Genomic DNA, 15,053 nt, shown 5'->3' with positions numbered 1-15,053 from the left:
CGCTCAAGAATTATGTGCTGGCAGGCAAAGCGCGACTTGGTCTAATCAGTCTGCATGTCCTCACTTTCGCGTCCCAAACTGCCTCTCTCCGTCGCGCTGCCACTGTTTGTGGCAGTCGCGATGTTCCTGGTGGCGGTCGGCACGACGCAGATCGGCATCATGGCTCTGCGGTCGAGCAACGAGACGGGTCTGCGCGATCAGGCGCTGGTCTTCCTCGATGCCGTCGCCGGCAACATCGCGGCCGAAATCAAGGAGACCGATGCTCGACAATCCGTGCAGCGGACCCTGGCGGCGTCGCTCGAGTTTCGCACCGCGCTTCTCGAAGAGAGCATTGCCGCAAGATGGACCGATCCATCGGGCCAGGCGATCACGGTGGCGCTCGCCGAGAGCGATGGAGATCTCCTAGACGCCGCCTTGACTGGGGCCCAAGCCAGCGACCCCGACGATGTCAGCGCGCAACTGGTTCCGGACAGATCCGTTCTTCTGGTCGCACGCAGTTATGGAATGGCCGAGGGACGTCTCTATCTCGCTGCGACATTCGACACGCAGCCGCTCGAGGCCGCCAGCGATGCAGCGTCCAACGCCGCACTGGGCATCGATATCCTGGTGGCCATCATCGCTGCGGCTGCGGCTTACGCCGTGACAAGGCGCTCGCTCAAACCGCTCGACGGGTTCATTGACCGACTGGCGGATGCGGCGGGCTCCTCGACGAACGGGGCCGACTGGCGCCGCGGCAACGAATTGCGCCAACTAGAAGCGGCTCTGGCGATGCGCGAGCAATCGGAAGCCCAAAGGGTCACCATCCTCGAACAGATGGCACAGCAGGAACGTGACGGGCTGCTGGCACGCATGGCAGCCAGCATCGCGCATGAGGTGCGCAATCCGCTGGCCGGGCTGAAGAACGGGATATCCACGCTCAAGCGCTTTGGCGACCGCGAGGATGTGCGGCAGGAAACGCTGGCATTTCTGGAGAACGGCCTCGACAGTATCGGCCGCGTGGTCGACGTGACGCTCTCCACCTATCGTCGGCGGTCCGGTTCCAGAATGATCACCGCTCAGGATATTCGCGACCTCGAGATCCTGATCGCTCCGGAAGCCGGCCGTGCCGGCGTTGGGCTTGCCTGGACCTTCGAGGAGCCGACCGAATTTTGGGTCGACGTCGATGCCCTGCGCCAGATCCTGATCAACCTGATGCTGAATGCGGTCAGGGCGTCGCCGCCCGGATCGACTGTCACCGTTTCTCTCACGCGCAAGGATGCCCAGACGGTGGTCCTCAGCGTCGCTGACGAAGGACCGGGGATGCCGCCCGAGATCGTCGCCGCGATGATTTCGGGCCGTGTCAACGATATCCCCGTGGAGCGCAGCATCGGGATCTGGATCGTGGCCTCCCTGGTGGAGCGAATGGGAGCCGATTTGTCGATCCGCAGCGACAGCACGGGAACCAATGTCCAGCTGACGCTGGTGACGGCGCAGAAGGGCGGAGCGGAGACATGACATCATGACGGCAGGTCGCATACTGGTGGTCGAGGACGACGCGACGCTCGGCGTGTCGCTGCAACAGAGGCTGGTCCTGGAAGGCTTCACCGTCAGATGGGCGCGCTCGGCAGCGGAAGCCGATGCAGCGCTGAAGGGCGCAGCACCCGACATCATCCTGTCGGATATCCGTCTGCCAGATGGCGACGGCGAGACCATCATGCGCCGGCATTTCGAACGTTTCGGACTGGTCCCGGTCATCTTCATGACGGCCTATGGCGATATCGACCAGGCCGTTCGGCTGGTGCGGGACGGCGCGGTCGACTACGTCAGCAAGCCCTTCGACCTCGACAGGCTTGTCGAGACCTTGCAGGGTATCAGCCGCCGCACGAGCAGCGGGCCACAGGTTGGTGCTGCGTTTTCCGGCAGCAATGCGATGCGCAAGATCGGCGCGACACTGCTACGTGCCGCAGACATCGATCTTCCGGTTCTGATCCTCGGTGAGACGGGCACCGGCAAGGAAGTTGCGGCCCGCTATGTGCATGAGGCCGGTTCGCGCAAGACCCTGCCCTTTGTCCCCGTCAACTGCGGTGCCCTGCCGGCGGAGCTCGCGGACTCCCTGCTTTTCGGTCACGAGCGCGGCTCCTTTACCGGCGCTTCGGGCATGCATCGCGGCTTTTTCGAAGAGGCGGACGAGGGCACGCTGTTTCTGGACGAGATCGGCGATCTTTCCCCAGTTCTGCAGGTGAAGTTGCTGCGCGTTTTGGAAACGCGGGAGTTCCGCCGGCTCGGCGGAAGCGAGACACGCAAATTCGGAGCACGCCTCGTCTGCGCCACCAACAAGGATCTCGGCGCCATGGTGGCAGATGGCCAGTTCCGCGAGGATCTCTGGTTCCGCATCAACGTCATTGCCTGCAAGCTTCCGCCGCTCAGGGAAAGACGGGAAGAGTTGCCGTCGCTGCTCGAGAGCTTCGCATCTGCTGCGGCAGCGCGGCTGGGACACGGCTGCATCGTCGTCGACGCGGCGGCGCATGAGGCTGCCAAGCGCCACCGCTGGCCCGGCAACATCCGCGAGCTGATCAACCGCGTCGACCGCGCCGTTGCCATGGGTGACGGTCATGTCTTGTCCGAGGCGGAGCTGTTCCCCGAAGGTCTGGTCGCAACGGACATGGGCTTTGGCAGCACTCCAGACGTGAATGCCACACTCGCGGACGTGCGTGACGCCGCCGAACGTGCCCATATCAAGGCTGCCCTGGCACGCGCCGACGGATCGCCCAAGGAAGCCGCCGAAACACTGGGCGTGTCGCGAACGACCTTGTGGGAAAAGATGCGGCGACTGAATATCGGACCGGACGACACCTGAAACGGCTTGCCTTGCTCTGACTTCGGGGCGGTCGAAGGCACCGTGCCGCTCTGCGCGCCAACGGTCGGGCATGTCTCTCAGGGGAAAGTTCAGGGCTGGTCTTGCGGGGGATTGGCCGATGGGACGGTGTCGTTGCCCTCAGCACGGTCGCGGTGCAGTGCGGCTCTTGCCAGCAGGATGAGGGTGACCGGCGTTGTCAGCGTCACAAAGACACCGATGAGGATCTCGTGCAAAACGGCGCGCGAACCGACGATCGAGAAATAGAGGATCGACGCCAGCATGATTGCGCCCGTGCCCCAACTCGTGCCGAGGGTCGGCGCATGGATCCGCTGATAGAAGGTGGGCAGACGCAACAGCCCGATGGCACCGAGCAACGTCAAGCCCGAGCCGAGGAGCAGAAAGGTGGAGACCGCGATCACCACCCACAGCGGAAGATCGGCGACTGGCATGGTCATTCGATCACCTCTCCGCGCATGAGGAACTTGGCGAGCGCCACGGTCGCCACGAAGCCCAACAAGCTAATCACGAGGGCTGCCTCGAAATAGACCGAGCGGCCGCTGCCGATCCCGAAGGTGACGAGCATCAACATGGCGATCACATAGCTTGCATCAAGGGCAAGGATGCGATCCTGGGCACGCGGGCCGATGAAGATGCGTACGGCCGCGATGATCAAGGCGAGCCCGAGCAGCACCAGGGTAATCGAGACGGCGGTGAAAAGAATGATGGCACTCATTCGATGATCTCCAGCAACAGGCGTTCGTATCGATGCTTGATGTTTTCGATCCATTGTTCCTCGTCGATCAGGTCCAGAACATGGATCAGGACGGTCTTCCTGCGTTCATCATAGGCGAGCCAGGCCGAGCCCGGCGTGCTCGTGAGGATGACGGCCATGATGGCAAGCGCGGTCGGATGCTCGATTTCGAGCGGGACCGTGATGAAGCCCGAGGTCTGTTTCCGGCGCTTGCCGCTGATCATCAGCAGGGCGACGGCAAGATTCGAGCGGATGATGTCGACGAAGACGATCAGAAAAAGCTTCGGCAGCAGATACCACTTCTTCATCTTCGGCTTGTCGGGTCTGAGCGAGGCCATGGCCCAGCCGCCGAAGATCGCCACGACCGAACCGAGGACAAGATGGCCGAGCGTGAAGTCGTTGAGCAGCAGCCACATCAGAAGCAGCGCCATGCTGAGAAGCGGATGAGGGATCATGGCGCGCTTCCTCCGTCAGCTTTGGCGTCGGAAGGGCTTTGGTCCTGTACCACATAGGCATCGCGCACCGCGTCGATGTAAGCGGACGGGTTGGAGAGTGTCCGGATCGTCGTGTCCATGTAGGTCATCGCCGGTCCTGCCTTGATGGTCAGCCCCAGTGTGATCGAGAGCAGCAGCATGACAGGAACCAGTTCCACCACGAGGACGCGCGGCACCGCCCCTTCGATCGATCCCCAGAAGGTTCGGATGCCCGCACGGGTCATGGAGATCAGGGCCGCGACACCTGAGAGAATGACCAGCACGATCAGGGTCCAGACGGCAATATCCGGTGTCGTCCCGATCGAGCCCGTGCCCATCATGGCAGACAGCATGGCGAACTTGGCGATGAAGCCCGACAGCGGCGGCAGGCCGGCAAGCAGGATGCCGCAGGCGGCAAAGCAGATACCGAGGATCGCCATGGTCCCGGGCATGGTCGTGCCCTCGCCGTCCTCCATGTCCGCCTCCTCGCCGTCGCCATAGGCCTCCATCGTGACGGCAAGGACGTTCGCGCCAGCATCCTGTCCGCGCTCCACCAGTTCGATCAGCATGAAGAAGGCGCTGATCGTCAGTGTGGAACTGACGAGATAAAGCAGGGCACCGGAGGAGACGACGCCATCATTGATGCCGAGCACCATCAAAAGCGTGCCCGACGAGACGAGGACCGAATAGCCGGCTAGACGCCCGAGGGCCTGGGATGCGAGAACGCCGATGGTGCCGAAGACGAGCGTCGCCATGCCGCCGAGCAGAAGGACCTCCGCCCCGAAACCGGCCGAGGGACCATCACCGAAGAGAAGCATGGTCAGGCGCAGGATAACGTAGATGCCGACTTTGCTCAGGATCGCGAACATGCCCGCCACCGGGGCGGAAGCGGCACTGTAGGCGGTCGGCAGCCAGAAGCAGAGCGGCCACATGCCGACCTTGATCAGGAAGGCGACGCCCAGCACCGCAGCGCCAGCTTCCATCAGGATCAATCGGTCTGGCTCCATTTCCGGCATGCGCAGGGCAAGGTCGGCCATGTTCAGCGTGCCGGCGGTTCCGTAGACGAGGCTGACCCCGATCAGGAAGAAGAGGGCAGCGACCAGATTGACGGCGATGTAGTGGAGCCCGGACTTGACGCGCAGCGTGCCCGTGCCGTGCAGCAGCAATCCATAAGAGGCTGCCAGCATGACTTCAAAAAAAACGAAGAGATTGAACAGGTCGCCGGTCAGCAGCGCGCCGTTGACGCCAACCAGCAAGAGCTGGAACAGGGTGTGGAAATGGGCTCCGACGGCATGCCACTTGGCCATGGAGAAAACCAGTGCGGCGATGGCGAGGACCGCGGTCAGCAACAGCATCATCGCCGAAAGCCCGTCGATGACGAGCACGACGCCGAAGGGGGCGGCCCAGTTGCCGAGCAGATAGACATTGTCGAAACTGTTCGGTCCGCTCTCGATCAGGAAGAGAACGAGTGCATTCGCGAGCAGCAGAACCGTCGCCGTCAGGCTGACCAGCGCCTTGGTCGTCCTGTTGCGTTCGTCGATGAACAGCAGGATCGCTGCCGTCATCATCGGCAGGAGGATCGGGGTGACGATGAGGTGGTGGCTCCAGGCGATCACGGTTACTCGTTCCTCCCGTCGACATGGTCATTGCCAGTCAGTCCGCGGGCGGCGAGCAGCACGACGAGGAAAAGAGCCGTTGTGGCAAAGCCGATGACGATGGCGGTCAGCACCAGGGCCTGGGGCACGGGATCGCTCAGCGTCGTCGACACGACGCCATCCTCGAGGATCGGCGGCATGTTGCTCTTCACCCCGCCCACGCCGAAGATGAAGAGGTTCACTGCGTAGGACAGCAGCGACAGTCCGATGATCACCTGATAGGTGCGCGGACGCAGGATGAGCCAGACGCCACAGGTGGTCATCAGTCCGATGGCGAGCGACAGGATGATTTCCATCAGCGCTTCTCCCCCTTGGCTTCCAGTGCTCTCAAGCGGTTGATGCGGATCGACTGGTGGGCGAGCGCCGTGAGGATCAGCACCGTCGCGCCGACCACCAGCGAAAAGACGCCGAGATCGAAGAGAAGCGCCGAGGCCGCGGGAACCTTGCCGATGAGGGGTATTTCCAGATAGCGGAAATGCGAGGTGAGGAAGGGATAGCCGAGAAGCCATGCCCCGATACCCGTGGCCGACGCCGTGAGAATGCCGGCTCCCATCCAGCGCAGCGGCAGGATGCGGATGCGATCTTCCGCCCAGCGCGTGCCGCCCGCCAGATATTGCAGCAGGAAGGCGATCGACAATGTCAGACCGGCCGAGAAGCCGCCGCCGGGCATGTCGTGACCACGCATGAAGAGATAGACGGAAAGCGTGATGATGACCGGGAAGAGCCACTGCATCAGCACCGAAGGCACGAGCAGATAGTCGCGCATCATGTCGCCCGGCGAGCGCTCCGGCTGGTCCGCATCGAAGCGGTTCTGGCTGACCTGCTGCTCGGGCAGCGCCATGCTGTCATCAGCCGGACGGAAACGGCGCAACAGGCCATAGACGGTCAGGCCGACGATGCCGAGCACGGCAATCTCTCCCAGCGTGTCGAAGGCCCGGAAGTCGACCAGGATGACATTGACGACATTGCGTCCGCCGCCCTGGGTGTAGGCGTTCTCAAGGAAGTAGGTGGCAATGGCATCCGGCACCGGCATGGTCATCACCGTGAAGGCAACAACCGACATGCCGATGCCGCAGGCGATCGCCAGTGAAAGATCGCGGAAACGCCGGAACCGACTTTTCAGGGTCATGATCTCGCCTCGGTCGGGGCTGCGCTTCGGCAACCAGCGCAAGCCGAGAAGGATCAGAACCGTCGTGACGATCTCCACCAGCAACTGGGTGATCGCAAGGTCAGGCGCAGACAGCCAGACGAAGGTCATGCAGACGATCAGCCCCACCCCGCCGAGCATGATGAGGGCTGCTAGACGATGGTATTTGGCGGAAACCGCAGCGCCGATCGCAAGCGCCATGCCGACCAGCCAGAGAAGGCCGAAGGCCGGATCGATGGCGGAAAAGACGATCGGCCGGCGTTCGAAGCCCGAAAAGTAAAGCGGCAGGGTTGCCGCGACAAAACCGCTGACCACGATCCAGCGCAGTTGCGGCTGCAGATTGCGGGTGCCGAGCCGGCTTTCCGCGAGACGCGCCCAGCGCCATGAGACTGTGACCAGGACCCGTTCGAACAGGCGCTGGCCACGCAGACGACGGAGATAGGGGGGCCCATCCTCGCAACGCGACAGATAATCCCGCATCGCGACATAGAGCACGATACCACCAAGCAGAGCGACCAGGCTCATCAGCAGCGGTACGTTGAAGCCGTGCCAGACGCTCAAGCTGTATTCCGGGGTTTGGTCACCCAGCACGCTCTCAACGGCCGTCTGCAGGAACGGGCCGATGGAAAGGGCGGGCACGATGCCGACGATGAGGCAGACCACCACGAGGATCTCGATGGGAACACGCATCCAGCGCGGCGGCTCATGCGGCGTCTGTTTGGGGAGATCCTTCGGCAGGGGGCCGAAGAAGACCGTGTGGATGAAGCGGAGCGAATAGACGACGCTGAAGACGCCGGCGAGCGTCGCGACATAGGGCAGGATCACATCGAGCCAGGAATCCGCATGGGTCTCGACGGCTTCCGCAAAGAACATCTCCTTGGAGAGAAACCCGTTCAGCAGAGGCACGCCGGCCATGGCAGCACTCGCGACCATGGCCAGTGTGGCCGTTGCCGGCATGAAGCGGTAGAGGCCGCTCAGCCGCTGCATGTCACGCGTGCCCGTCTCGTGATCGATGATCCCGGCCGCCATGAAGAGGGAGGCCTTGAAGGTCGCGTGGTTGAGCATGTGGAAGATCGCCGCCACCGTCGACAATGGACTTCCGAGACTGAGGAGCGTCGTGATCAGACCGAGATGGCTGATTGTCGAGTAGGCGAGCAAGCCCTTCAGGTCCCGCTGGAACATTGCCAGGAAGGCGCCGAGCAGCAGGGTCGAGATGCCGGCCAGGCCGACGATAATGAACCACTCATAGGTCCCCGACAGCACCGGCCAGAAGCGCACGAGCAGGAAGACGCCCGCCTTCACCATGGTTGCGGAATGCAGGAAGGCGGAGACCGGCGTGGGGGCTGCCATCGCATTGGGCAGCCAGAAATGGAACGGGAACTGGGCGCTCTTCGTCAAGGCACCGAGCAGGATGAAGATCAGCGTCGGCAAATAGAGCGGATGCTCGCGCACCAGCTGGCCCGAGGCGAGGATCTTGTCGAGATCGTAGCTACCGACGATCTTGCCGAGGAGGAGCATGCCGATCAGCAGGCAGAAGCCACCGATCCCGGTGATGGTCAGGGCCATGCGCGCACCGTCGCGGGCTGCGGCATTGGTGTGCCAGTAGCTGATCAGCAGGAATGAGAAGATGCTGGTCAGTTCCCAGAAGATCGAGAGCAGGATGACATTGCCGGAGACGATGATGCCGAGCATCGCCCCCATGAAGGCCAGCAGAAAGGAGAAGAAACGCGGGATGGGGTCGTCCTTGCCCATATAGTAGCGGGCATAAAGGATGACGAGAAAGCCGATCGACGTGACCAGCATGGAAAAGATCCAGGCGAAGCCATCGAGCCGCAGCGAGAAATCCAGCCCGACCTGCGGCAGCCATACGGCCGTGAACCGCAGGACGCCGTTCTGCGTCACGAAGGGATAGGCCGATGCCGTGAGGATCAGGGTCAGGAGCGTCGTGGCGCCCGCGACGAAGACCGGAAGATCACGGGACGTCGTGTTCAGAATGAAAGCCGAGCCAAGGCTGCCGACGAACGGAAGGACCAGCAGCAGAAGCAAAAGGCTCGAAGCGTCCAGCGTTATCCCAAATCCATATCCCCCGACGAAATCTGCTCGGATGACAAAAAGCGCAGACTGGAAAACCCGCTGCAATCACCCTAAATGGTCAATATCCGCTTATATGGTCAGTTATGATGATGGTTCAATCCGCTCACCACATTGTTTTTTCGCCTGCCCTCTGTCGTGCGGCCCGTGGTTACCTGGGCTGGACGCAAGAGGAGCTGGCACTGCAGTCGCTTGTCTCCCGCAGCACCATCCGTGACTACGAAGGCCAGCGCCATGGCGTGCACCGGTCGACCGAGGCGCAGCTTAAACTGGCATTCGAGAAGGCAGGCCTCCGCTTCACCAGCGAGAATGGTTTTCCCGGCATCTTCTGCTCTTCTCAGCCTGAAGCCTAGACGAGGCGGGCTATAAAACCAGCCCGCCTCGTGTCTTGATCAGACAGGCTCTACCTGCAGAGCCTCCTGATTGCGGATCTGTCTGCGGCTCCGCCAGTCTCCGAGGAACGACACGATCGGCGCGGCAATGAAGACCGAAGACGATGCCGCGATGAAGATGCCGAAGACCATTGGCACCGCAAAACTCTCGACCGCACTACCACCCCAGATCGCCATGGGCAGCATGGCGAGGAAGGCCGTCGCAGACGTGTAGAGGCTCCGGGCCAGCGTCTCGTTGATCGAGAGATTGATCAGGTCCCGGAAGGGCATCGCCTTGTAGAGGCGCATGTTCTCGCGCATTCGGTCATAGACCACCACCTTGTCGTTGACGGAATAGCCGACCAGCGTCAGCAATGCCGCGATCGCCGTCAGGTTGAAGTCGAGCCCTGTCAGCGCAAAGAAGCCGATCGTCTTCGTAACATCGAGGATCAGGGTCGCGATCGCACCGACGGCGAACGGCCAGTCGAAGCGCACCCAGATGTAGACGAGCATCGCCAGCGACGCGAGGATGACCGACGTCAGTCCCGCCGTCGCCAGTTCGCCGCTGACCTTGGGGCCAACCACCTCGGTCCGCTCAATCCTGGCCGAGGCGTCGATCGTCTGGATCGTCTGGCGGACCTTGGTGACCGCGTCCGTCTGGGCCTGCTCTCCCCCCGGCTGCCGCTCGAGGCGCAGCATGACGTGGTTGCTGTCGCCGAATTCCTGCAAGGCGACTTCGCCGAGGTTCAGCCCTTCGATGCCGGAGCGCAGACGGCCAAGGTCGGCCGGCCCGGTTGTCGAGAGTTCGAGCTGGATGCCGCCCTTGAAATCGACGCCGTAGTTGAGGCCGGGCGTGATGAACAGGATGATCGACGAGATCGACAGGAAGGCCGAAACGCCAATGCCGAACATGCGCGCCTTCATGAAGTCGATCCTGGTGCCGTCCTTGATCAGCTTAAACGGCAACAGCGGCTTGATGGTGATCGTCTTCAGCTTCCAGCGGCGAGCGATGGCGACCATGGCGACGCGGACGACCGAGACAGCGGTGAACATCGAGATTGCGATGCCGAGGCCCATGGTGACGGCAAAGCCCCGGACCGGGCCCGAGCCGAACCAGAACAGGAGCACGGTTGCGATCAGCGCCGTGACATTGCTGTCGATGATCGTCGAATAGGCCTTGGCAAAGCCGTGGTCGATGGCCGCGAAGGCCCCTCGCCCCTTGGCGGCCTCCTCGCGGATACGTTCGTTGATCAAGACGTTCGCATCGACCGCAAGACCGATGCCAAGCACGATCCCGGCGATCCCGGGCAAGGTGAGCGTCGCCCCGACGATGGTCAATCCTGCGAAGGTCAGGATGACGTTCAGCGTGAGAGCCAGGACGGCGAGCAGGCCCCAGGCGCCATAGAGCGCGACGATGAAGGCGACGACGAGGCCGAAGCCGGCAAGACCCGATGCGATGCCCATTTCGATCGCATCGCCGCCGAGGTCGGCGCCGACGGTGCGCTCCTCGATGACGGTGAGCTTGGCTGGCAGCGCACCGGCGCGCAAGAGTGCCGCGAGCGTATTGGCCTCATCGACCGAGAAGTCGCCGGAGATCTGCCCGGCGCCGCCGGTGATGGGTTCGCGGATGACCGGTGCGCTCAACACCTTATCATCGAGGACGATGGCGAAGGGGCGGCCGACATTGTCACGGGTGATCCGGGCGAAGCGGTCGGCACCGACGCCGTCGAAGCGGAAGGAGACCACGGGCTGGCCGCCACCCTGCTGGTCGAACTGGACGCGCGCATCGGTGAGCCGGTCACCGGCCAGCAGGACCGTTGCCTGTACCGGATAGCTGCGACCTTCGTCATCCTTCAACGTCTCGACCCCTGCGGCACCCGGTTCGCCGAGCAGATGAAAGCTCATCTTCGCGGTGGTGCCGAGAAGCGCCCGCAGCCGTGACGGATCCTGCTCTCCGGGAAGCTGGACGAGAACACGATCGCCGCCGACGCGCTGGATGGTGGGTTCGGCCACCCCGACCTGGTCGACACGCTGGCGGATGACTTCGAGGCTCTGGTCGACCGCATGGCTGAGGCGCGCGGTGATACCCTGTTCGGTCGGCGCCATGCGCAGCTTGTCGCCGCCGCTTGTGGAAACGTCGAGCTCCGGCAGACCGTGTCCGGTCACCGTGACGGCAGGGTTATTGAGCACCGCCAGCGCTTCTCTCGCTGCCGCAAGTTGGGCTGGATCAGCCAGCGTGACATTGAGGGCCTTGTCCTCCCGACGGATGCTGCGCGTCTGGATGCGGGCTTCGAGCAGGGTGGTGCGCGCTTCCTGGGCGAGGCTCTGGAGCCATTCATCGACCATGGCAGGACGATCCACCTCAAGAACAAGATGGGAGCCGCCGCGCAGGTCGAGACCGAGAGAGACGCGCTCGTGGGGCATGAACGAAGGAAAACGGGACAGGGTTGCGTCGGAAAGCACGTTCGGCAGAGCCACGAGCAGGCCGAGCACGATGACGAGCATATAGCCCATCACCTTGGCGATAGAGTTCTTCATTGGACAATCCAGCATAATGCGGCCGCTGCTTGACGAGCAGTGGCGCAAACGGTTCGAGCCATCACGAGGATGGCGGCAAAACGGTCAGGCGAAGGGCTGTATCGTCGGGGGTGCGCGCGACCGATAGGCAAGCGGCGGGCGAATGACGGCGCGGTCGGAAAGGAGCCGTTGAACGAGATCGCCGTGACGGCTCGTCTGGAAAGCGTGGATCTCGGTGACAACAAAGCCATCACCCGCCTCGCCGGGCTTCAGCTTCGGTCGTGAAGACCGTTCGGAGGCGCTGACATAGCGCGTGTCGCTCACGGCGCCGGCGACAAGCTGCCCGGCATCCGAGAGGGTCAGGACCCTCGCGTTGGAGGATCCGTGGTGAAGACGACCGAAAGCATCGCCGCCGAACACCAGGAGCAGCGAGGCAAACAGACTTGCAATGACGGCTTTGAGGTGAGCGCGGTGCCGAAGCGGCACATGATGCCTCAAGTCTTGATCGTCCATGACCATCCTTCCGGGGATGGATGTGACACATTCGAAAGCACATTTCCAGCCGGCAAGCTCGAGGCTAGACAATGGCGGAGGGGTAGTCGTCAGCCGCGATGAGGACGACGACCCGCGCTTTCACGTGTAAGTGATGGGAGTGCCGCAGACCCGACGCCCGCGAAAGTGGTCATGACGGCTGGAGAGAACCCGACACAAGTCTCGCCGAACCGCTCTTCGCCCGCCTTTTCAATATCATCCAATCACGATCTTTGATTGTGCACAGCTCGAGACAACCGACTGTCACAATTTCGTTGCGGGTTCATATGTTTTCGTTTTGAATGCGGGACGCTTCAAACGAAGCACGCTCACGCAGATCTGGGAGGATCTTCGTAGGGCTAGTCTGGCCAACCTGTCGTTGGCCAGGTGGAACATCAGGGAGGCACCATGTCCACGAAACGTTTCGCTGCATCCGCGGCGACCCTCGCCCTTTCGCTTTCTTTCGGCTCTTCTGCCTTTGCCGCCACCGAGCTGCAGTGGTGGCATGCCATGACCGGCGCCAATAACGAAGTTGTCGACCAACTGGCCAAGGAATTCAACGAAAGCCAGAGCGAGTACAAGATCACGCCCGTCTTCAAGGGCACCTATCCGGAAACGCTGAATGCCGGCATCGCCGCATTCCGTTCCAAGCAGCCGCCGGCCATCATTCAGGTCTTCGACGCTGGTTCGGGCGTGATGATGGGCGCTGAAGGCGCTGTCGTTCCGGTCGCAGAGGTGCTGCAGAAGGGTGGCTTCGAGTTCAACAAGTCCGACTATCTGGCCGGCATCGTTGCCTATTATTCGAAGCCGGACGGCACCATGCTGTCCTTCCCCTACAATTCGTCCTCGCCGGTTCTCTACTACAACAAGGACGCCTTCACGAAGGCCGGCCTCGACGCTGAAAACCCGCCGAAGACCTGGCCGGAAGTCTTCGAAGCCGCACGCAAGATCAAGGACAGCGGTGCTGCTCCCTGCGGCATGACGTCGACGTGGCTGACCTGGATCCAGACCGAGAACTTCGCCGCCTGGAACAACGTTTCCTACGGGACCAACGAAAACGGTCTTGCCGGCGGCACCGTCGAACTGAACGTCAATTCTGATCTCTACGTCCAGCACTTCCAGTCGATCGCCGACCTGGCCAAGGACGGCGCGTTCCGCTACGGCGGCCGCACCTCGGAAGCCAAGCAGCTGTTTCTCTCGGGCGAATGCGCGATCATGACCGAGTCCTCCGGTGGCCTCGGCGACATCGTGAAGTCCGGCATGAACTACGGGATCGGCCAGCTTCCCTACTACGAAGGCAATGGCCCGCAGAACACCATTCCGGGCGGCGCCAGCCTCTGGGTCTTCGGTGGCAAGAGCGACGAAGAATACAAGGGCATCGCCCAGTTCTTCAACTTCCTGTCGCAGACGGAAATCCAGGCACGCCTGCACCAGGTTTCCGGCTACCTGCCGGTGACCAATGCAGCCTACGAGGCGACCAAGGCCTCGGGCTTCTACGAAAAGAACCCGGCGCGTGAAACGCCGATCCTGCAGATGACCGGCAAGGCACCGACCGAAAACTCCAAGGGCGTGCGCCTGCCGAACCTGCCGCAGGTTCGCGACATCATGAACGAAGAGTTCGAAGCCATGCTGGCCGGCTCGCAGGATGCCAAGACGACGCTCGACAAGATCGTCGAGCGTGGCAACGCCGCCATCGCTTCCGTCTCCAGCAACTGATCTGACCGACTGACGACACTGCCCGCATCTGATGATGCGGGCAGTGCTTTTTCTCTGGCCGGCTGAGGAGCTTCACCTTGCACACGGTTCACTTCCCGAACAAAATCCTGCCCTACCTGCTGCTCGCACCCCAGATCATCCTGACGCTGGTCTTCTTCTTCTGGCCCGCAAGCCAGGCGATCTACCAATCGATGCTGCGGGAGGATCCGTTCGGGCTCAAAAGCACCTTCGTGGGCTTTGCCAATTTCTCCAACATCCTGTCGGATCCGAATTACCTGCACGCGTTTCAGGTGACGATCGTGTTCAGCGCGCTGACGGCTCTCGTCTCGATGGCGGTCGCGCTGCTTCTGGCGACGGCTGCCGACAAGGTGGTCCGCGGTCAGACCTTCTACCGCACGCTGCTGATCTGGCCCTATGCCGTGGCACCTGCCGTTGCCGGCATGCTGTGGCTCTTCATGTTCAACCCGGCCATGGGAACGCTTGCCTATCTCTTGCGCTCGACGGGCTTCGACTGGGATCCGCTTCTGAAGGGCGATCAGGCCATGGCGCTCATCGTCTTTGCCGCCGCCTGGAAGCAGATCAGCTACAATTTCCTCTTCTTCGTTGCCGGCCTCCAGGCGATCCCGAAGTCGCTGATCGAAGCGGCCGCCATCGACGGGGCCCGCGGCAGCCGACGGTTCTGGACCATCATCTTCCCGCTTCTGGCACCGACGACCTTCTTCCTGCTTGTCGTGAACACCGTCTACGCCTTCTTCGACACCTTCGGCATCATCCATGCCGTCACCGGTGGTGGTCCGGCCAAGGCGACCGAAACGCTGGTCTACAAGGTTTACAACGACGGCTTCGTCAACCTGAACCTCGGCTCATCCGCAGCGCAGTCCGTGATCCTGATGATCATCGTGATCGGCCTGACTGCCTTCCAGTTCCGCTTCGTCGAGAAGCGGGTTCATTACGGCTGAGGACCG

At 62.4% G+C, this 15,053-nt stretch carries 13 protein-coding genes; 5 read left to right on the top strand and 8 right to left on the bottom strand.

What is annotated here, in order from left to right; translation table 11 throughout:
- Positions 1–54: 54 nt before the first annotated feature.
- Together QWE_RS12490 and QWE_RS12485 are read left to right on the top strand one after the other, a co-directional pair.
- Positions 55–1,494, top strand: a complete 1,440-nt coding sequence (locus QWE_RS12490; protein ID WP_006726493.1) for a sensor histidine kinase — start codon at positions 55–57, stop codon at positions 1,492–1,494.
- Between the two features lie 4 nt (positions 1,495–1,498).
- Entirely contained in the window at positions 1,499–2,836 is a 1,338-nt protein-coding gene (locus QWE_RS12485) for a sigma-54-dependent transcriptional regulator (RefSeq protein WP_006726492.1), read from the top strand.
- Positions 2,837–2,925: 89 nt separating this feature from the next.
- Here the strand turns inward: QWE_RS12485 and mnhG are convergent, their stop codons facing one another.
- Genes mnhG through QWE_RS12455 form a run of 6 tightly spaced genes read right to left on the bottom strand, consistent with a single transcriptional unit; the run spans position 2,926 to position 8,932 of the window.
- Complete coding sequence (mnhG, locus tag QWE_RS12480; RefSeq protein WP_006726491.1) at positions 2,926–3,291, bottom strand: monovalent cation/H(+) antiporter subunit G; 366 nt, start codon at positions 3,289–3,291, stop codon at positions 2,926–2,928.
- Positions 3,288–3,569 carry a K+/H+ antiporter subunit F gene (locus tag QWE_RS12475; RefSeq protein WP_006726490.1) on the bottom strand — a complete coding sequence of 94 codons (282 nt, stop codon included), beginning with the start codon at positions 3,567–3,569 and terminating at the stop codon, positions 3,288–3,290. The genes mnhG and QWE_RS12475 overlap by 4 nt, the downstream gene beginning before the upstream one ends.
- Positions 3,566–4,042 carry a Na+/H+ antiporter subunit E gene (locus QWE_RS12470; protein ID WP_006726489.1) on the bottom strand — a complete coding sequence of 159 codons (477 nt, stop codon included), beginning with the start codon at positions 4,040–4,042 and terminating at the stop codon, positions 3,566–3,568. Before QWE_RS12470 ends, QWE_RS12475 begins: the two co-directional genes overlap by 4 nt.
- A complete protein-coding gene (locus tag QWE_RS12465) occupies positions 4,039–5,676 on the bottom strand; it encodes a monovalent cation/H+ antiporter subunit D (protein WP_006726488.1) in 1,638 nt (545 codons plus the stop codon). Before QWE_RS12465 ends, QWE_RS12470 begins: the two co-directional genes overlap by 4 nt.
- A 2-nt stretch (positions 5,677–5,678) precedes the next feature.
- A complete protein-coding gene (locus QWE_RS12460; RefSeq protein ID WP_006726487.1) occupies positions 5,679–6,011 on the bottom strand; it encodes a Na+/H+ antiporter subunit C in 333 nt (110 codons plus the stop codon).
- Complete coding sequence (locus tag QWE_RS12455) at positions 6,011–8,932, bottom strand: monovalent cation/H+ antiporter subunit A (protein ID WP_338058788.1); 2,922 nt, start codon at positions 8,930–8,932, stop codon at positions 6,011–6,013. Before QWE_RS12455 ends, QWE_RS12460 begins: the two co-directional genes overlap by 1 nt.
- Positions 8,933–9,045: 113 nt before the next feature.
- Here QWE_RS12455 and QWE_RS12450 point away from each other — a divergent pair, with 113 nt between their 5' ends.
- Positions 9,046–9,306, top strand: a complete 261-nt coding sequence (locus QWE_RS12450; protein WP_052018166.1) for a helix-turn-helix domain-containing protein — start codon at positions 9,046–9,048, stop codon at positions 9,304–9,306.
- Positions 9,307–9,345: 39 nt separating this feature from the next.
- Here the strand turns inward: QWE_RS12450 and secD are convergent, their stop codons facing one another.
- Both secD and QWE_RS12440 read right to left on the bottom strand, forming a co-directional pair.
- Entirely contained in the window at positions 9,346–11,862 is a 2,517-nt protein-coding gene (secD, locus tag QWE_RS12445; protein WP_006726484.1) for a protein translocase subunit SecD, read from the bottom strand.
- An 84-nt stretch (positions 11,863–11,946) separates the two neighbouring features.
- The gene (locus QWE_RS12440) at positions 11,947–12,354 is read right to left on the bottom strand and encodes a hypothetical protein (protein WP_006726483.1); all 408 of its coding nucleotides are present in this window, start codon (positions 12,352–12,354) and stop codon (positions 11,947–11,949) included.
- A 426-nt stretch (positions 12,355–12,780) separates the two neighbouring features.
- On the opposite strand from QWE_RS12440, the gene ugpB reads away from it, so the two are divergent.
- Entirely contained in the window at positions 12,781–14,088 is a 1,308-nt protein-coding gene (ugpB, locus tag QWE_RS12435) for a sn-glycerol-3-phosphate ABC transporter substrate-binding protein UgpB (RefSeq protein ID WP_006726482.1), read from the top strand.
- 77 nt (positions 14,089–14,165) lie between these two features.
- Positions 14,166–15,047, top strand: a complete 882-nt coding sequence (gene ugpA / locus QWE_RS12430; protein ID WP_006726481.1) for a sn-glycerol-3-phosphate ABC transporter permease UgpA — start codon at positions 14,166–14,168, stop codon at positions 15,045–15,047.
- Positions 15,048–15,053 lie beyond the last annotated feature (6 nt).

This window comes from Agrobacterium albertimagni AOL15 (assembly GCF_000300855.1).
In the GTDB taxonomy this organism is placed as follows: Bacteria; Pseudomonadota; Alphaproteobacteria; order Rhizobiales; family Rhizobiaceae; genus Allorhizobium; species Allorhizobium albertimagni.
The sequence above is the reverse complement of the archived record's forward strand: the minus strand, read 5'-3'. Positions and strand labels throughout refer to the sequence as shown.